At 52.9% G+C, this 17619-nt stretch carries 27 protein-coding genes and 1 rRNA gene; 6 read left to right on the top strand and 22 right to left on the bottom strand.

From position 1 onward, the window contains the following. A 16S ribosomal RNA gene (locus HMPREF1024_RS0126565) occupies positions 1-222 on the bottom strand; the annotation flags it as partial. Positions 223-692: 470 nt separating this feature from the next. On the opposite strand from HMPREF1024_RS0126565, the gene HMPREF1024_RS12755 reads away from it, so the two are divergent. Next, on the top strand, positions 693-1247 hold the full coding sequence (locus HMPREF1024_RS12755) for a gamma carbonic anhydrase family protein (RefSeq protein WP_002919123.1): 555 nt from the start codon (positions 693-695) through the stop codon (positions 1245-1247). On the opposite strand, the gene HMPREF1024_RS12750 is transcribed toward HMPREF1024_RS12755, so the two are convergent. Genes HMPREF1024_RS12750 through dprA form a run of 6 tightly spaced genes read right to left on the bottom strand, consistent with a single transcriptional unit; the run spans position 1223 to position 5014 of the window. Then, positions 1223-1480: a DUF1488 domain-containing protein gene (locus tag HMPREF1024_RS12750; RefSeq protein ID WP_002919125.1), complete on the bottom strand. Its 258-nt coding sequence runs from the start codon at positions 1478-1480 to the stop codon at positions 1223-1225. The genes HMPREF1024_RS12755 and HMPREF1024_RS12750 overlap by 25 nt on opposite strands. Further along, positions 1477-2295 carry a shikimate dehydrogenase gene (gene aroE / locus HMPREF1024_RS12745; RefSeq protein WP_002919126.1) on the bottom strand — a complete coding sequence of 273 codons (819 nt, stop codon included), beginning with the start codon at positions 2293-2295 and terminating at the stop codon, positions 1477-1479. The genes HMPREF1024_RS12750 and aroE overlap by 4 nt, the downstream gene beginning before the upstream one ends. A 3-nt stretch (positions 2296-2298) precedes the next feature. Continuing rightward, positions 2299-2871, bottom strand: a complete 573-nt coding sequence (gene tsaC / locus HMPREF1024_RS12740) for an L-threonylcarbamoyladenylate synthase type 1 TsaC (RefSeq protein ID WP_002919132.1) — start codon at positions 2869-2871, stop codon at positions 2299-2301. A gap of 4 nt (positions 2872-2875) precedes the next feature. Continuing rightward, positions 2876-3418, bottom strand: a complete 543-nt coding sequence (locus HMPREF1024_RS12735) for a type I DNA topoisomerase (RefSeq protein ID WP_009308683.1) — start codon at positions 3416-3418, stop codon at positions 2876-2878. 26 nt (positions 3419-3444) lie between these two features. Continuing rightward, complete coding sequence (gene smg / locus HMPREF1024_RS12730; RefSeq protein ID WP_002919137.1) at positions 3445-3918, bottom strand: DUF494 family protein Smg; 474 nt, start codon at positions 3916-3918, stop codon at positions 3445-3447. After that, complete coding sequence (gene dprA / locus HMPREF1024_RS12725) at positions 3890-5014, bottom strand: DNA-protecting protein DprA (protein WP_009308684.1); 1125 nt, start codon at positions 5012-5014, stop codon at positions 3890-3892. Before dprA ends, smg begins: the two co-directional genes overlap by 29 nt. Positions 5015-5142: 128 nt before the next feature. Here dprA and def point away from each other — a divergent pair, with 128 nt between their 5' ends. From def to mscL, 5 genes are all read left to right on the top strand, one after another. Further along, positions 5143-5652: a peptide deformylase gene (gene def / locus HMPREF1024_RS12720; protein ID WP_004150006.1), complete on the top strand. Its 510-nt coding sequence runs from the start codon at positions 5143-5145 to the stop codon at positions 5650-5652. Between the two features lie 14 nt (positions 5653-5666). Continuing rightward, a complete protein-coding gene (fmt, locus tag HMPREF1024_RS12715; RefSeq protein ID WP_004150007.1) occupies positions 5667-6614 on the top strand; it encodes a methionyl-tRNA formyltransferase in 948 nt (315 codons plus the stop codon). A 52-nt stretch (positions 6615-6666) separates the two neighbouring features. Continuing rightward, positions 6667-7962: a 16S rRNA (cytosine(967)-C(5))-methyltransferase RsmB gene (rsmB, locus tag HMPREF1024_RS12710; protein ID WP_009308685.1), complete on the top strand. Its 1296-nt coding sequence runs from the start codon at positions 6667-6669 to the stop codon at positions 7960-7962. A gap of 13 nt (positions 7963-7975) precedes the next feature. Continuing rightward, positions 7976-9352, top strand: coding sequence for a Trk system potassium transporter TrkA (trkA, locus tag HMPREF1024_RS12705; RefSeq protein WP_002919153.1), 1377 nt, complete (start codon positions 7976-7978; stop codon positions 9350-9352). A 140-nt stretch (positions 9353-9492) separates the two neighbouring features. Then, positions 9493-9906 carry a large-conductance mechanosensitive channel protein MscL gene (gene mscL / locus HMPREF1024_RS12700; protein ID WP_004145325.1) on the top strand — a complete coding sequence of 138 codons (414 nt, stop codon included), beginning with the start codon at positions 9493-9495 and terminating at the stop codon, positions 9904-9906. Here the strand turns inward: mscL and HMPREF1024_RS28835 are convergent. The 15 genes from HMPREF1024_RS28835 to rplF form a co-directional block, all read right to left on the bottom strand. Next, positions 9842-10120, bottom strand: a complete 279-nt coding sequence (locus HMPREF1024_RS28835; RefSeq protein WP_004188380.1) for an alternative ribosome-rescue factor A — start codon at positions 10118-10120, stop codon at positions 9842-9844. The two genes, mscL and HMPREF1024_RS28835, sit on opposite strands and share 65 nt — an antisense overlap. Positions 10121-10177: 57 nt before the next feature. After that, positions 10178-10603 (bottom strand): Zn(2+)-responsive transcriptional regulator, encoded by a 426-nt coding sequence (gene zntR / locus HMPREF1024_RS12695; protein ID WP_004185894.1) that lies wholly within the window; start codon positions 10601-10603, stop codon positions 10178-10180. Positions 10604-10605: 2 nt separating this feature from the next. Further along, complete coding sequence (locus HMPREF1024_RS12690) at positions 10606-10974, bottom strand: DUF1992 domain-containing protein (RefSeq protein ID WP_009308687.1); 369 nt, start codon at positions 10972-10974, stop codon at positions 10606-10608. 108 nt (positions 10975-11082) lie between these two features. After that, positions 11083-11469 (bottom strand): 50S ribosomal protein L17, encoded by a 387-nt coding sequence (rplQ, locus tag HMPREF1024_RS12685; protein ID WP_002919206.1) that lies wholly within the window; start codon positions 11467-11469, stop codon positions 11083-11085. Between the two features lie 40 nt (positions 11470-11509). Continuing rightward, positions 11510-12499, bottom strand: a complete 990-nt coding sequence (rpoA, locus tag HMPREF1024_RS12680; protein WP_002919219.1) for a DNA-directed RNA polymerase subunit alpha — start codon at positions 12497-12499, stop codon at positions 11510-11512. Between the two features lie 25 nt (positions 12500-12524). Further along, positions 12525-13145, bottom strand: a complete 621-nt coding sequence (gene rpsD / locus HMPREF1024_RS12675) for a 30S ribosomal protein S4 (RefSeq protein ID WP_002919224.1) — start codon at positions 13143-13145, stop codon at positions 12525-12527. A 33-nt stretch (positions 13146-13178) separates the two neighbouring features. Next, positions 13179-13568: a 30S ribosomal protein S11 gene (gene rpsK, locus HMPREF1024_RS0126570; RefSeq protein WP_002919257.1), complete on the bottom strand. Its 390-nt coding sequence runs from the start codon at positions 13566-13568 to the stop codon at positions 13179-13181. 16 nt (positions 13569-13584) lie between these two features. Continuing rightward, positions 13585-13941 carry a 30S ribosomal protein S13 gene (gene rpsM, locus HMPREF1024_RS12670; RefSeq protein WP_002919259.1) on the bottom strand — a complete coding sequence of 119 codons (357 nt, stop codon included), beginning with the start codon at positions 13939-13941 and terminating at the stop codon, positions 13585-13587. A 146-nt stretch (positions 13942-14087) separates the two neighbouring features. After that, positions 14088-14204: a 50S ribosomal protein L36 gene (gene rpmJ, locus HMPREF1024_RS28840; RefSeq protein WP_000868187.1), complete on the bottom strand. Its 117-nt coding sequence runs from the start codon at positions 14202-14204 to the stop codon at positions 14088-14090. Between the two features lie 33 nt (positions 14205-14237). Next, entirely contained in the window at positions 14238-15569 is a 1332-nt protein-coding gene (gene secY / locus HMPREF1024_RS12665; RefSeq protein ID WP_002919515.1) for a preprotein translocase subunit SecY, read from the bottom strand. Positions 15570-15576: 7 nt separating this feature from the next. Further along, positions 15577-16011, bottom strand: a complete 435-nt coding sequence (rplO, locus tag HMPREF1024_RS12660) for a 50S ribosomal protein L15 (protein WP_002919516.1) — start codon at positions 16009-16011, stop codon at positions 15577-15579. Positions 16012-16014: 3 nt separating this feature from the next. After that, positions 16015-16194: a 50S ribosomal protein L30 gene (gene rpmD / locus HMPREF1024_RS12655; protein WP_001140434.1), complete on the bottom strand. Its 180-nt coding sequence runs from the start codon at positions 16192-16194 to the stop codon at positions 16015-16017. A 3-nt stretch (positions 16195-16197) separates the two neighbouring features. After that, complete coding sequence (rpsE, locus tag HMPREF1024_RS12650; protein ID WP_002919545.1) at positions 16198-16701, bottom strand: 30S ribosomal protein S5; 504 nt, start codon at positions 16699-16701, stop codon at positions 16198-16200. 14 nt (positions 16702-16715) lie between these two features. Continuing rightward, complete coding sequence (gene rplR / locus HMPREF1024_RS12645) at positions 16716-17069, bottom strand: 50S ribosomal protein L18 (RefSeq protein WP_000358960.1); 354 nt, start codon at positions 17067-17069, stop codon at positions 16716-16718. A 9-nt stretch (positions 17070-17078) separates the two neighbouring features. Then, positions 17079-17612, bottom strand: a complete 534-nt coding sequence (gene rplF / locus HMPREF1024_RS12640; RefSeq protein ID WP_002919662.1) for a 50S ribosomal protein L6 — start codon at positions 17610-17612, stop codon at positions 17079-17081. Between the last annotated feature and the right edge of the window lie 7 nt (positions 17613-17619).

A 17619-nucleotide genomic window follows, 5' to 3' on the forward strand; every position in this document is an offset into this window, starting at 1 on the left:
ATGGCATGAGGCCCGAAGGTCCCCCACTTTGGTCTTGCGACGTTATGCGGTATTAGCTACCGTTTCCAGTAGTTATCCCCCTCCATCAGGCAGTTTCCCAGACATTACTCACCCGTCCGCCGCTCGTCACCCGAGAGCAAGCTCTCTGTGCTACCGCTCGACTTGCATGTGTTAGGCCTGCCGCCAGCGTTCAATCTGAGCCATGATCAAACTCTTCAATTTAAGTTTGATGCTCAAAGAATTAAACTTCGTAATGAATTACGTGTTCACTCTTGAGACTTGGTATTCATTTTTCGTCCGAGGACGTTAAGAACCCATGTCACTTTGAGTGCCCACACAGATTGTCTGATAAATTGTTAAAGAGCAGTTGCGACGCGCTTTAGCGCTCTGTCTCGAGGTGGCGTATATTACGCTTTCCTCTTTCAGAGTCAACCCGTTTTTCAGGATTTTTCTCTGCAACCGAACCGGCTGTTTGTGTGAAGTGATTCACATCTGCCGTGTCAGTGGGTGCGCATTATAGGGATCCCATTTTTTTGCACAAGCCTTTTTTCGATCTTTTTTTCTGAATGGTGATTTTTCACCCTTTTCGCCGTGTAATTGCACGATTTGCTCAATTTTCACCGTTTTCAGGGGTTGCACAGGGAGATAAAAGCCACCAAAGTCTTCTTACGTTCCCGTATTTTGAGGTCTATATGTCTGCTCAGCTGCGCCCCTACAAAGCATTTTTCCCACAAATCGGTCTTCGCGTCATGATTGACGCATCCAGCGTTGTCATCGGCGATGTCAGAATTGCCGATGACGTCAGCGTCTGGCCTCTGGTGGCCATTCGCGGCGACGTCAACTATGTATCGATAGGTCAACGCAGCAATATTCAGGACGGTAGCGTTCTCCATGTGACCCATAAGTCCTCTTATAAGCCGGAGGGAAATCCGCTGATCATTGGTGAGGATGTAACTGTTGGTCATAAAGTGATGCTCCACGGCTGCACTATCGGCAACCGCGTACTGGTTGGTATGGGTTCGATCTTATTAGATGGTGTCGTCGTTGGCGATGACGTCATGATTGGTGCGGGCAGTCTGGTTCCGCAGAACAAACAGCTGGAAAGCGGCTACCTTTACTTTGGCAATCCGGTCAAACAGATCCGCCCCCTGACAGAGGCGGAACGGGAAGGACTCAAGTATTCAGCAAATAACTATGTGAAATGGAAAAATGAGTACCTGGATCAGGATAACCAGATCCAGCCCTGAGCATCTTCCTGACCATCGCGGATCAATGCTTCTGCCTCTTCCTCTAGATCCCAACGATGTTCCTGGAAGGCGGCCAGCCACTGCGCTGGCCCCTCTGCGCCGAAACGCTGCTGCAAGATTTGCCCTGAAATTGCGCAGGTTAATTGCATCCCATTCACCAGCGCGGGAAAAACCACGCCCTGCCGTTCGGCATCCCATGATTCCCGGTCAGGAAACTGAATCGCCTGATTCATGCATTCAGTTCCTGCTGCAGCGTTTCAATGACCGGAGCGATAGCCGGCAGAACGCCGTGCCATAGCAGAACAGCATGGGCGGCTTGCGCCACCAGCATTCCCAGCCCATCGGCACAGTGGACTGCGCCATATTGCTGGCACCAGTGAAGAAACGGTGTCGGCCCTTTCTGGTAAAACATGTCATAGCAATATACGTCAGCGTTGACAATAGATGCCGGGATAGCTGGTACATCACCGTCTATTCCACTGGACGTCGCATTGACGATCAGATCGAATGTTTCCCCGGATAAGGTATCCATCTCCCTTGCGCTAACGCTCCCGGTATGGGCGAAGAGAGTGGCTAACTCACGGGCACGAGAATAGGTGCGATTCACGATCGTGACGGCGCATCCCAGCGACAGAAGCGGCAAAAGAACCCCGCGAGATGCCCCACCAGCACCAACCAGCAGGATCCGTTGGCGTGGCTTAATGAATCCCAGGCGTTCCAGATCGCTCAGAAGACCAATACCGTCGGTGTTGTCCCCCAGTAAACGGCCATCTTCCAGGCGTTTCAGGGTGTTTACTGCTCCCGCCAGCGCTGCGCGTTCTGTCAGTTCGTCGGCACGCGCAAAGGCTTCCTCTTTAAAAGGAACGGTGACGTTGGCCCCCTTTCCTCCTTCTGCAAAGAACTGATTCAGAGAAGAGACAAAATCGTCCAGCGGCGCCAGTACACGTCCATAAGGATGAGTAATTCCTAACTGGCGGGCAAACAGCTGATGAATAGCAGGCGACTTGCTGTGCGCGATCGGATTACCAAAAACGGCATAGGTTTCCATGGTTCACCCCTGGCGGAACAGTTCACCCGTCAGGGCATCACGGATTTCAGATGGGTTTTGCCGGCCGCCCGTGGCGCCATCCACCACCGGGAAGCTGTCGCCAAACTGAGCATGGACCTCTGCGGTAGTACGGCACGGTGGTTGCCCGGTGAGATTGGCGCTGGTCGAAACCAGTGGTTTTCCGTAGGCTTCGCACAATTCGATTACCAGCGGATGGTTAGTCACGCGTACGGCCAGTGAATCAAAACGTCCTGTCAGCCAGCGCGGCGTTTCAGGACGCGCCGGGAATACAAACGTCACCGGTCCCGGCCAGCAAGAGAAGATGGCTTCCCGCTGTGAGTCACTTAACCGTGAATCATCAATATAGGGCTTCAGTTGCTCAAAGCTGGCGGCGATAAGGATCAATCCTTTCTCAACGGGACGCTGCTTCAGCTCCAGCAGGCGCATAACGGCCGTTTCGCTGTCAGGGTCGCAGCCGACGCCAAACACGGCTTCGGTGGGATAGGCGATGACATGTTCATTTTTCAGGACCGCCACGGCATGGGCGACGGCTTCTGAGGGCAGGTTATTGTTCACTGATTTATTCCGCCGGGATCGGCTTTCCACATTGTTTACTGGCACAGAAGCGTCTGAGCCCCTGCGCCGTCTTCTTTTCTATTAACAGCGGGTAATGGCATTCAGGGCATTCGCCCGCCACCGGTTTAAAATTGATAACGAACTGGCAATCAGGATAGCGATCGCAGGAGTGAAAGGTTTTACCGAAACGGGAACGACGCTGGACCAGATGGCCTTGTCCGCACTGCGGGCAAGCGATAGCCGTCTCATCGGGTTTATCAATCAGCTCGGTATGTTCACATTCCGGATAGCGGCTACAGCCAATGAACATCCCAAAACGCCCCTGGCGTAACACCATAACCGCACTGCACGATGGGCACTCTTGCCCCTCCAGCACCTTAACGATATGCCCGTCCGCCTGGCTTTTCAGGGGACGAATATAGTCACAGTCCGGATAATGCGAACAGCCGAGAAACGGGCCATGTTTCCCGGAACGGATCACCAGTTCGGCCCCGCACTGCGGGCAGGGCTCATTTTTACGCACCGAAAACAGTGCTGATTTGGTCATAACAACTCGATGTTGCTGCAAAAAGATTAATGCAGCATACCTTCATTTACTTCGAAGAGTAATTCTTCCATTTGCTGATAGGCGTTTTCACAGCCCGGGATATTGAACAGTACCATCAGGATGACCCATTTCAGGTCTTCCAGCTCAAATTCTGCCGTATCCAGCGCCAGTACGCGCTCTATCACCATTTCTCGCGTTTCGAGGTTCAACACCTGAATCTGCTCGAGGAAGAGTAAAAACCCCCGGCAACTGGCATCCAGACGCTGGCACTCCTCTTCGGTATATACCCGAAGAGAGAGCGGGTCGGAAGCGAGCTGCATGGGTTCAACGAGACCCTCCTGATAATCAGCCAGTTTCTCGAGCCACATTAACGCGTTATAGATGTCTTCCCGCTCAAAACCCGCATCGGTAAGATCCCGCGTCAGTTTGTCCTGATCCACGCGCATTTCTGCTTCGCTATGGATGTAAGTTTCAAACAAATACATGAGTACGTCGAACATGGCTTGCCCTCCTTAATCGGACATAGCCGCCGGGTACAGCTGCGATCCAGCCTGCTAACTCCAGTTCAAGTAGCTGAGCTACGGTTACTGGCACAGATTGGCCGGCACGTTCAGCGACAACGTCAACAGGTGTTACCTCATCTCCTACGTTAGCCAGGAGCTCCGGAAATGGCAATGCTACAGACGGCTGATCGACGCAAATATTTATCGAATCAGACGTATCAGTCAGCCAGGCCAGCTCGTTATGCCAGTATTCCACAATATCCTCTGGCGAGGTCACTGGCACCGCGCCTTGCTTAATTAACCAGTGCGGGCCTTCCGATCCCGGATTGCCTATCGGGCCAGGCAGGGCGAACACATCCCTTCCCTGCTCCAGGGCGCAGCGGACGGTGACTAGCGATCCGCTTCGCAACGCCGCCTCAATCACCAGCACGCCCAGGCTTAAGCCGCTGATAATCCGGTTGCGTCTGGGGAAATGTGCGGGAAGCGGCGGCGTAATGAGTGGAAATTCAGATACCAGCGTACCGCCATTGTCGATGATCTGCCGGGCGAGGGTTGCATGGCGCCGCGGATACACCTGACTCAGCCCATTGCCCAGTACCGCGATAGTTTTACCCTCCGCTGCCAGCGCGCCGCGGTGCGCGACCCCGTCAATGCCTAACGCCAGCCCACTGGTGATGGTAATCCCTTTATGCGCCAGCGTTTCGCTGAACAGTTTCCCCCAGCGGGCGCCATACCAGGAGTGCGAGCGACTGCCAATAACGGCAAGCTGCGCGCTGTGAAGCAGGGCGAGGTCGCCGCTGACCAGCAACGCGCCGGGGTAATCAGCGATAGCCTTTAACCGCAATGGATAGCGCGGATCGTCACCCCGTAACAGATGATGATCCGGTTGTTCCAGCCAGCGCCGCGTCTCGTCAAGCTCATGCTCGTCAAGCCGGAAAAATAACTTTGCCTGCGCCGCGGTCATCCCGACGGCATGCAGCGCTTCACGATCAACGCTGGCGGCTGCGCATAAGCGCTGAGCGACCTCTACCATCCTGTCGCCATACAAGCTACTGACCTTCATCAGCCGCAGCCAAATCTCGTCGGGCGTCATCCTTACCCCCTGCCATAAGCGGTATTGACAATCTTTGCGATTGGACAGTGAGACTGTCAATTGCAGGGGGTTTTGTCTAGAATAGAGCTAATAATCTTATCAACTCCTGAATACGACTCTGGAACTTTATGGCAGTTTTGCAAGTGTTACATATTCCGGACGAGCGCCTTCGCAAAGTCGCCGAGCCGGTCAAAGAAGTGAATGCGGAAATTCAGCGTATCGTCGATGATATGTTCGACACCATGTACGCCGAGGAAGGCATCGGTCTGGCCGCAACCCAGGTCGATATCCATCAGCGCATTATCGTTATTGATGTGTCGGAAAATCGTGAAGAGCAGCTGGTATTAATTAACCCGGAAATGCTGGAGAAAGATGGCGAAACCGGTATTGAAGAAGGCTGCTTGTCTATTCCTGAACAGCGCGCCCTGGTGCCGCGTGCGGAAAAAGTGAAGATCCGGGCACTGGATCGCAATGGTAAGCCGTTTGAACTGGAGGCCGATGGCCTGCTGGCTATCTGTATCCAGCATGAGATGGATCACCTGGTCGGCAAACTGTTTATTGACTATCTGTCACCACTCAAACAACAGCGCATTCGTCAGAAGGTAGAGAAACTGGATCGTTTACGTTCCCGTGCCTGATAACAAGGAATACCGTGTCACAATCACTACGTATCATTTTCGCCGGCACCCCTGATTTTGCAGCGCGTCATCTTGATGCGCTGCTGTCGTCTGAACATCAGGTTGTTGGCGTATTCACTCAGCCTGATCGCCCTGCTGGTCGCGGCAAAAAATTGATGCCAAGCCCGGTAAAAGTGCTGGCAGAAGCCCATAACTTACCTGTGTTCCAGCCATCCTCCCTGCGTCCGCAGGATAACCAGCGGTTAGTCGCCGATCTCGGAGCCGATATTATGGTGGTAGTGGCGTACGGTCTGATTCTGCCTAAAGCGGTGCTGGAGATGCCCCGTCTGGGCTGTATCAACGTTCACGGCTCGCTGCTACCGCGCTGGCGTGGCGCAGCGCCAATTCAGCGTTCACTGTGGGCGGGGGATAGCGAAACTGGCGTAACCATCATGCAGATGGACGTCGGCCTTGATACGGGGGATATGCTGTATAAGCTTTCCTGCCCCATTACCGCAGAGGATACCAGCGGCAGCCTGTACGATAAGCTGGCCGAGCTCGGCCCTCAGGGGCTGCTGGCAACGTTAGCCCAGCTGGCCAACGGCACCGCACGGCCTGAAGTACAAGATGAATCGCTGGTGTGCCATGCCGAAAAGCTGAGTAAAGAAGAGGCTCGTATCGATTGGTCGCTTTCCGCTGCGCAGTTGGAACGCTGCATCCGCGCGTTTAATCCGTGGCCAATGAGCTGGCTGGAAATTGACGGACAACCGGTAAAAGTGTGGCGGGCATCGGTCATCGCCGAAGCCGCTCACGCCGAACCGGGTACTATCGTGGCAGCAACCAAACAGGGTATTCAGGTCGCCACGGGGGATGGGATCCTCAGCCTGGAGTCGCTACAGCCTGCGGGTAAAAAAGCGATGAGCGCCCAGGACTTACTCAATTCCCGCCGGGAGTGGTTTATCCCTGGCACCCGTCTCGCCTGACGGTCGTCTCTTCTGAAGCCCGGGTTCGCCGGGCATTTTTATTTTTGCGCTTATGAAAAAGAATATAAATTTACGCAGCCTGGCCGCCCAGGCTATCGAACAAGTTGTTGAAAAAGGGCAGTCTTTAAGCAACGTACTGCCCCCTCTACAGCAGAAAGTCAGCGATAAAGATAAAGCGCTACTGCAGGAGTTGTGCTTTGGTGTACTACGTACTCTAAGCCAGCTGGAGTGGCTTATCAGCAAGCTAATGGCGCGTCCGATGACCGGCAAACAGCGCACCGTGCACTTTCTGATCATGGTTGGTCTCTATCAGTTACTCTACACCCGCATTCCCCCGCATGCCGCGCTGGCGGAAACGGTAGAAGGCGCGGTGGCCATTAAACGCCCGCAGCTTAAAGGGCTGATCAACGGCGTGCTACGCCAGTTCCAGCGCCAGCAGGAAGCGTTGTTAGCCGAATTTGCTGAGCATGAAAACCGCTATCTTCATCCCAAATGGCTGCTGAAACGCCTGCAGCAGGCCTGGCCGCAGCAGTGGCAGGAGATCGTCGAGGCGAACAACCAGCGCCCGCCGATGTGGCTGCGCGTTAACCGCAACCATCATTCCCGGGATGAGTGGCTTGCCCTGCTTAACGAGGCCGGTTTAGAGGGCTTTACCCACCCTGATTATCCGGACGCCGTACGCTTGGCCACCCCTGCCCCGGTCCACGCGTTACCAGGCTTTGCCGAAGGCTGGGTGACCGTCCAGGACGCCTCGGCCCAGGGCTGTATACGTTATCTGCAGCCGGAAAACGGCGAACGCATTCTCGATCTCTGCGCCGCGCCGGGCGGGAAGACGACGCATATTCTGGAAGTCGCTCCCCAGGCTCAGGTTATGGCAGTGGATATTGATGAACAGCGTCTGTCCCGCGTCTATGACAACCTGAAGCGTCTGGGTGTAAAAGCGGAAGTAAAACAGGGCGATGGTCGCTTCCCTGAGCAGTGGTGTGGCAATGAGCAGTTCGATCGTATTCTGCTGGATGCTCCCTGCTCCGCAACCGGCGTTATTCGCCGCCATCCGGATATCAAATGGCTGCGCCGGGATCGGGATATCGCCGAGTTAGCCCAACTGCAGGCCGAGATCCTCAATGCCATCTGGGGGCACCTGAAGCCAGGCGGCACGCTGGTTTACGCAACCTGTTCTATTCTGCCGGAAGAGAACAGTCAGCAAATTGCCGCCTTCCTCGCGCGAACTCCGGATGCAGAACTTCACGCAACCGGCACGCCGGCGAGCCCCGGGCAGCAAAATCTGCCGGGCGTGGAAGAAGGTGATGGCTTCTTTTACGCTAAGCTAATCAAACGTCGGAACTAATGGGTTACTGCAGATGAAGATTATTATTCTGGGCGCCGGCCAGGTCGGCGGCACGCTGGCGGAAAACCTCGTCGGCGAGAACAATGATATTACGCTGGTTGATACCAATGGCGACCGTCTGCGCAGCCTGCAGGATAAGTTCGACCTGCGTGTCGTCCAGGGGCATGGCTCTCACCCTCGCGTACTGCGCGAGGCGGGAGCCGATGATGCCGATATGCTGGTAGCGGTCACTAGTTCGGACGAAACCAACATGGTGGCCTGCCAGGTCGCTTACTCATTGTTCAATACGCCAAACCGCATAGCGCGTATTCGTGCGCCTGATTACGTTCGTGATGCGGAAAAGCTCTTCAACTCTGAAGCGGTACCCATCGATCACTTAATCGCTCCGGAACAACTGGTCATCGACAACATCCACCGTCTGATCGAATATCCCGGCGCGCTGCAGGTCGTGAACTTCGCCGAAGGAAAAGTCAGTCTCGCGGTAGTAAAAGCCTATTATGGTGGCCCGCTGGTGGGGAATGCCTTATCCACTATGCGGGAGCATATGCCGCATATCGATACGCGCGTGGCCGCCATTTTCCGCCACGATCGCCCCATCCGCCCGCAGGGCTCGACGATTGTCGAGGCCGGAGATGAAGTCTTCTTTATTGCCGCCTCGCAGCATATTCGCGCGGTCATGAGCGAACTGCAGCGACTGGAAAAGCCGTATAAGCGTATTATGCTGGTCGGCGGGGGCAATATTGGCGCGGGTCTGGCCCATAAGCTGGAAAAAGATTACAGCGTTAAGCTTATCGAACGTAATCAGCAGCGGGCCGCTGAGCTGGCGGAAAAGCTGCAGCATACTATCGTCTTCTACGGGGATGCATCGGACCAGGAGCTGTTGGCTGAAGAGCATATTGACCAGGTGGACCTGTTTATTGCCGTCACTAACGACGACGAAGCCAATATTATGTCGGCTATGTTGGCCAAGCGAATGGGCGCAAAAAAAGTGATGGTGCTAATCCAGCGCAGAGCCTACGTGGATCTGGTCCAGGGTAGCGTCATCGATATTGCGATTTCGCCTCAGCAGGCCACAATTTCCGCACTCCTCAGTCATGTCCGTAAAGCCGATATTGTCGGCGTCTCCTCCTTGCGCCGCGGCGTTGCAGAAGCGATTGAGGCAGTCGCGCACGGCGATGAGAGCACCTCCCGGGTAGTCGGGCGTTCGATCGATGAGATCAAACTTCCACCGGGCACGATCATCGGCGCCGTCGTGCGGGGCAATGACGTGATGATCGCCAATAATAATCTACGGATCGAGCAGGGCGACCATGTGATCATGTTTTTGACCGATAAGAAGTTTATTTCCGATGTCGAAAGGCTGTTCCAGCCAAGTCCTTTCTTCCTGTAATTCCCAGGGCGCCGAACAGGCGCCTTTTTATTATCCCTTATTATTCAAAGGTTAATATTTTGCAGTAACTATCTGCTGGGAATGGCAAATGAAAATACATTTGTTAAACTTACAACGTCAGCTGGCACAAGGAGAATAAAATGAGTTTTTTAAAAGAGTTTCGCGAATTCGCGATGCGCGGGAACGTTGTCGATTTGGCAGTGGGTGTGATCATCGGTGCAGCATTCGGTAAAATTGTTTCATCACTGGTCGCGGATATTATTATGCCGCCACTCGGCCTGTTGATTGGCGGGATCGATTTTAAACAGTTTGCCGTCACGCTACGTGATGCCCAGGGCGATGTCCCGGCTGTGGTGATGCATTATGGGGTATTCATTCAAAACGTTTTCGATTTCATCATCGTCGCGTTTGCCATCTTCATGGCGATTAAATTGATGAATAAGTTAAATCGTAAGAAAGAAGAGGCTCCGGCGGCACCGCCAGCTCCCTCTAAAGAAGAAGTTCTGCTGAGCGAAATTCGCGATCTGCTGAAAGAACAAAACAACCGTTCTTAATCAGCAGAGAAAGCAGAAGGCCAGTGGTAAAAAAGCGATTCGCTTGCTTGCCACTGGCCTCCCGATCAACCCTTCCTGCATGTTTATCTTTACGTTGATAGCTTCCTTTCCCTTTCTTGTTTTTCTCTACGCGCTGCCTGAATAACGGATCGTGGAGAAGTGCCTCAATGGCGTTATCTTTAATTTGTCCTTTAGTATGCTGATAGCGACTCATAGTTACTCCGGTATATGTATAAACTCGGCGCGAGTGTAGATCCGCGCGTTTAAAAAATCAACGTCCGCCATTGCCGTTGCTGGCCCCTTGTTCAAGGGCCTCAAGGATAGAACAGTAAACGCTGCTGTGGGCAGTGCCGCAACAGGCATCGTTGAGCCGCTGCAGAGAGCGGCGCATCGTCTGTAGCTCTTTAATCCGCGCCTCAACTTCACTTAATCGCGCCTGAACGATCCCTTTCGACTCCTGACAGGTATGATGCTCCGGATCGATGCGGATCGACAATAATTCGCGGATCGCTTCCAGGGTGAAACCCAGTTGTCGGGCATAACGAATAAAGCGCAGCCGTTGAAGATCGTTATCCGAGTACAGACGAAATCCTCCCTCGGTGCGTATGTCATGATCCATCATCTGCTGCTTTTCATAGTAGCGGATGGTATCAGGCGTCACGTCAGCCAGTTTTGCCAATTCACCAATACGATACATATTTACTCCTGATTTATTTTTTGCAGCAACGCATCGGCGTACTCACCGCGTAAAAAGTCGGTGTTCAGACCTGCCTGACGTAACTTCAGCTCGAGCAGGGCAAGGCGTTTGCTAAGTTCGGCATGACGCGGATCGTCCTGACGGACGCCGTTCAGTAAATCTGCCAGAGCCAACGCTTCTTTGCGTTGCTCCAGTTCCGGAGGAAGACATCCTGCATTTTTCAGAAGGCGATAGCCTGCCCGCAACTCCGTCGGCACATGTGAATCGTCATCGAGAGTCAGCGGTTCTCCGCTGCCGGGTAAATTATCGAACTCACCTTTGGTTTGGGCATCGAGGATATGACGTTCCGCCCACTGATCCAGCAACCACATTCTACGGCTCCAGGGGATGAACAAAAAGAGTACAGATAGTGTAGTGAAATGGGGATGGGGTAGATATAAAAAAACCCGCCAGGGCGGGTTTTTTTACGTTACTACAGATTACTCTGCAGCAGCTTCTGCTTTCGGCTCAGCACGATCAACCAGCTCGATGTATGCCATCGGCGCGTTGTCGCCTGCACGGAAGCCACACTTCAGAATGCGAGTGTAACCACCGGCGCGGCTCGCGAAACGCGGGCCCAGCTCGTTAAACAGTTTTGCCACGATCTCGTTATCACGAGTGCGGGCGAATGCCAGACGACGATTAGCAACGCTATCAGTCTTGGCAAGAGTAATCAGCGGCTCAACTACGCGACGCAGTTCTTTCGCTTTCGGCAGGGTCGTCTTGATGATTTCATGACGAACCAGCGAACCTGCCATGTTACGGAACATAGCCTGGCGATGGCTGCTGTTGCGGTTCAGTTGACGACCACTCTTACGATGGCGCATGACCTTATCCTTCTCAGTAAAACCTTAACCTGTGATCCGGTTACTCGTCAGCAATGCTTGCTGGTGGCCAGTTTTCCAGGCGCATGCCCAGAGACAGTCCACGGGAAGCCAGCACGTCTTTAATCTCAGTAAGAGATTTTTTACCCAGGTTCGGCGTTTTCAGCAACTCAACCTCGGTACGCTGTACCAGATCACCGATATAGTGGATAGCTTCTGCCTTGAGGCAGTTAGCAGAGCGGACAGTCAATTCCAGATCGTCAACAGGGCGCAGCAGGATCGGATCGAATTCTGGTTTCTCTTCTTTCACTTCTGGCTGACGTACATCACGTAGGTCAACAAAAGCTTCCAGTTGTTCAGCCAGGATGGTTGCCGCACGACGAATCGCCTCTTCAGGATCGATTGTGCCGTTGGTTTCCATTTCGATGACCAGCTTGTCCAGGTCGGTACGCTGTTCTACACGCGCAGCTTCAACATTGTAGGCAATACGCTCTACAGGGCTGTAGCAGGCGTCGACCAGCAGACGGCCGATTGGGCGCTCATCTTCTTCCGAATGAATTCGGGCAGAAGCCGGCACATAACCGCGACCGCGCTGAACTTTGATACGCATGCTAATAGCAGCGTTCTCATCAGTCAGGTGGCAAATCACGTGCTGCGGCTTGACGATTTCGACATCACCGTCGTGGGTAATGTCGGCTGCGGTCACAGGGCCAATGCCAGATTTATTCAAAGTAAGGATGACTTCATCTTTACCCTGAACTCTCACCGCCAGCCCTTTCAGGTTGAGCAGGATTTCAAGGATGTCTTCCTGAACGCCTTCTTTGGTGCTGTACTCGTGCAGTACACCATCAATCTCAACCTCGGTCACCGCGCAACCCGGCATCGATGAGAGCAGAATACGGCGCAGTGCGTTACCCAGAGTATGGCCGAAGCCACGCTCTAAAGGCTCAAGGGTCACCTTGGCGTGCGTCGAACTCACTTGCTCGATATCGACCAGGCGCGGTTTTAGAAACTCTGTCACAGAACCCTGCATTGTGTCCTCTCTTTGGTACTAAGCTTTACTTGGAGTAAAGCTCGACGATCAGGTGTTCGTTAATGTCCGCAGACAGATCAGAACGCTCCGGCTGACGCTTGAACGTACCTTCCATCTTGCCAGCATCAACTTCCAGCCAGGTTGGCTTTTCACGCTGCTCAGCCAGCTCCAGAGCGGCTTTCACGCGAGATTGCTTTTTCGCTTTCTCACGAATGCTGACAACGTCATTCGCTTTAACCTGATAAGAAGCGATGTTAACAACACGACCGTTTACCATAATCGCTTTGTGGCTAACCAGCTGGCGTGCTTCAGCACGAGTGGCGCCGAAGCCCATACGGTATACAACGTTGTCCAGACGACCTTCCAGCAGAGCCAACAGGTTTTCACCGGTGTTGCCTTTCAGACGTGCTGCTTCTTTATAGTAGTTACGGAACTGACGCTCCAGCACACCGTACATACGGCGAACTTTTTGCTTTTCACGCAACTGCACACCATAGTCAGACAGACGCGGCTTACGCGCACCGTGCTGGCCAGGAGCTTGTTCAATTTTACACTTGGTATCGATCGCGCGAACGCCAGACTTAAGGAATAAGTCGGTGCCCTCACGACGGCTCAGCTTGAGCTTAGGACCCAAATATCTTGCCATTTTCTTTCTCCAACTAACCTGGAAAACGCAGCGTTATACGCGACGTTTTTTCGGCGGACGACAACCGTTATGAGGGATCGGAGTCACATCAGTAATATTAGTGATGCGGAAACCAGCGGCGTTCAGTGCACGAATGGTAGATTCGCGACCCGGACCCGGACCTTTGACCATAACTTCCAGATTCTTGATGCCGTATTCTTTTACGGCTTCTGCGCAACGCTCTGCTGCAACCTGAGCTGCGAACGGAGTGGATTTGCGAGAACCACGGAAACCGGAACCACCGGCTGTTGCCCAACCCAGTGCGTTACCCTGACGATCAGTGATGGTAACGATGGTGTTGTTAAAAGAAGCATGGATATGAGCCACGCCGTCAGAGACTTGTTTTCTTACACGCTTACGTGCACGAATTGGTGCCTTTGCCATTATTCAATCACCCCGATTATTTCTTGATCGGTTTACGCGGACCCTTACGGGTACGTGCGTTGGTCTTGGTACGCTGACCGCGAACCGGGAGACCACGACGATGACGCAAACCACGGTAGCAACCAAGGTCCATCAGACGCTTGATGCTCAGGGTGATTTCACGGCGCAGATCACCTTCAACGACAAATTTACCTACTGCTTCACGCAGAATATCAATTTGTTCTTCAGACAGCTCACTGATCTTAACATTTTCAGCGATGCCCGTTTCAGCGCAGATGGCTTTAGAACGGGTTTTGCCGATACCGAAAATAGCGGTTAAAGCGATAACGGTATGTTTGTGATCAGGAATGTTAATGCCTGCTATACGGGCCACTATGCACTCCTACTATTTAATATGTACGCACCATGCTGAAAAGCCCGTTTTCAGGATACTCAAATGGAAACGTACAGACATACAAAAGATTGGCTGGCTAATCTAGCCAGCTCAATCCAACTTTGCAAGAAAAATATGCGAAAAAATCAGCCTTGGCGCTGTTTATGCTTCGGCTCGGCACTGCAAATCACACGGATGACACCATCACGCTTAACGATTTTGCAGTTACGGCATAATTTCTTGACGGAAGCACGAACTTTCATTTTTACTCTCCGTAACTTCTCGGGCGACCAGTTTTAACGGCCGTAGCCTTTCAGGTTCGCCTTCTTCAATGCAGACTCATACTGACTGGACATCATCAGAGTTTGCACTTGAGCCATAAAGTCCATAATCACGACAACAACGATAAGCAGCGAGGTCCCACCGAAGTAGAACGGCACTTTCATCGCGTCACGCATGAACTCCGGGATCAGGCAGATAAAAGTAATGTACAACGCACCAACCAGAGTCAGGCGAGTCATCACTTTATCGATATACTTCGCCGTTTGCTCTCCCGGACGAATTCCTGGTACAAATGCACCGGACTTCTTCAGGTTATCTGCTGTTTCACGCGGGTTGAAAACCAACGCCGTGTAGAAGAAACAGAAGAAGATGATTGCAGACGCATAGAGTAACACATAAAGCGGTTGCCCAGGCTGCAAATACAGCGAAATTGTTGTCAGCCAGTTCCAACCAGTACCACCCCCGAACCATGACGTGATGGTTGCCGGGAACAGTATAATACTGGAAGCGAAGATTGCCGGGATTACCCCCGCCATATTCACTTTCAGCGGTAAATGTGTGCTCTGTGCAGCATAGACACGACGACCCTGTTGACGTTTCGCGTAGTTTACCACAATGCGGCGTTGACCACGCTCAACGAATACAACAAAGAAGGTCACTGCAAATACTAATACTGCAACCAACAGCAACAGGAGGAAGTGCAGGTCGCCTTGACGCGCTTGCTCGATAGTATGGGCGATGGCCGGCGGGAGTCCCGCAACGATACCGGCGAAGATAATGATCGAGATACCGTTACCGATACCACGTTCAGTGATCTGTTCGCCGAGCCACATCAGGAACATAGTCCCTGTGACCAGACTGACAACAGCGGTGAAATAGAATGCAAAGCCTGGATTAATCACCAGGCCTTGCATACCAGGCATATTCGGCAGACCGGTAGCAATACCGATCGACTGGAATATCGCCAGCACCAGAGTACCGTAGCGGGTGTACTGGCTGATCTTACGACGACCAGACTCCCCTTCTTTCTTCAGTTCCGCCAGCGGTTGATAAACCACCGTCAGCAGCTGCACGATGATCGATGCCGAAATGTACGGCATAATCCCCAGCGCAAAGATAGAAGCACGGCTGAGAGCACCACCAGAGAACATGTTGAACATTTCAATGATGGTGCCTCGCTGTTGCTCAAGCAGTTTGGCAAGTACAGCGGCATCAATACCAGGGATCGGAATAAAAGAGCCAATACGGAACACTATCAGCGCACCGACCACAAACAGAAGTCTGCGTTTCAGTTCGCCAAGGCCACCTTTGGCACTTTGAAAATCTAATCCCGGTTGTTTAGCCATCTGCTACTTATTCCTCAATTTTACCGCCAGCAGCTTCGATAGCAGCACGAGCACCTTTAGTCACACGCAGGCCACGAACAGTTACCGGACGAGTTACCTCACCAGACAGGATCACTTTCGCGAACTCGATCTGGACACCGATAATGTTAGCCGCTTTCAGCGCGTTCAGGTCTACTACATCGCCTTCTACGTGAGCCAGATCGGAGAGACGGATCTCTGCGGTGATCATCGCTTTACGAGAAGTGAAGCCGAATTTCGGCAGACGACGGTACAGAGGCATCTGACCACCCTCGAAACCGCGACGTACGCCACCGCCAGAACGAGATTTCTGACCTTTGTGACCACGACCACCGGTTTTACCGAGGCCAGAACCGATACCACGACCCAGGCGTTTACCCGCCTTTTTGGAGCCTTCGGCCGGAGACAGAGTATTTAAACGCATCTCTTACTCCTCAACTTTAACCATGAAGGAAACCGCGTTGACCATACCACGAACAGCAGGAGTATCCTCGCGCTCTACGGTGTGACCAATACGACGCAGACCCAGGCCAAGCAGCGTTGCCTTGTGTTTCGGCAGACGACCGATTGCACTGCGGGTTTGAGTAATTTTAATAGTCTTTGCCATGGTTTATTTCCCCAGAATTTCTTCAACGGATTTACCACGCTTGGCAGCGACCATATCCGGGGACTTCATGTTTTCCAGACCGTCGATAGTTGCACGAACCACGTTAATCGGGTTAGTGGAACCATACGCTTTAGCCAGAACGTTACGAACCCCAGCGACTTCCAGAACGGCGCGCATTGCACCACCGGCGATGATACCGGTACCTTCGGAAGCCGGCTGCATGAATACACGAGAACCCGTGTGAGTACCCTTAACCGGGTGCTGCAGGGTGCCGTGGTTCAGCGCGACGTTAATCATATTGCGACGGGCTTTTTCCATCGCTTTCTGGATCGCTGCTGGAACTTCACGCGCTTTACCGTAACCAAAACCAACGCGACCGTTACCATCGCCTACTACAGTCAGAGCTGTGAAGGAGAAAATACGACCACCTTTAACGGTTTTAGATACGCGGTTTACCGCGATCAGCTTTTCCTGCAGTTCGCCAGCTTGTTTTTCGATGTGAGCCATCTTACACCTCTACCTTAGAACTGAAGGCCAGCTTCACGGGCAGCATCTGCCAGTGCCTGGACACGACCATGATATTGGAACCCGGAACGGTCAAAGGAAACATCTTTGATGCCTTTTTCCAGAGCGCGTTCAGCGACAGCTTTACCCACAGCTGCTGCAGCGTCTTTGTTACCGGTGTACTTCAGTTGTTCAGCGATAGCTTTTTCTACAGTAGAAGCAGCTACCAGAACTTCAGAACCATTCGGTGCAATTACCTGTGCGTAAATGTGACGCGGGGTACGATGTACCACCAGGCGAGTTGCGCCCAGCTCCTGGAGCTTGCGGCGTGCGCGGGTCGCACGACGGATACGAGCAGATTTCTTATCCATAGTGTTACCTTACTTCTTCTTAGCCTCTTTGGTACGCACGACTTCGTCGGCGTAACGAACACCCTTGCCTTTGTAAGGCTCAGGACGACGGTAGGCGCGCAGATCTGCTGCAACCTGGCCGATCACCTGCTTATCAGCGCCTTTCAGCACGATTTCAGTCTGAGTCGGACATTCTGCAGTGATACCCGCAGGCAGCTGATGATCAACCGGGTGAGAGAAACCTAAAGCCAGGTTTACTACATTCCCTTTGACCGCTGCACGATAACCTACACCAACCAGCTGCAGCTTCTTAGTGAAGCCTTCGGTAACACCGATAACCATTGAGTTCAGCAGGGCACGCGCGGTACCAGCCTGAGCCCAACCGTCTGCGTAACCATCACGCGGACCGAAGGTCAGTGCATTATCTGCATGTTTAACTTCAACAGCATCGTTGAGAGTACGAGTCAGCTCGCCGTTTTTACCTTTGATCGTAATAACCTGACCGTTGATTTTTACATCAACGCCGGCAGGAACAACGACCGGTGCTTTAGCAACACGAGACATTTTTTCC

Origin of the sequence: Klebsiella sp. 4_1_44FAA (assembly GCF_000238715.1) — a bacterium.
Classification (GTDB): Bacteria; Pseudomonadota; Gammaproteobacteria; order Enterobacterales; family Enterobacteriaceae; genus Klebsiella; species Klebsiella pneumoniae.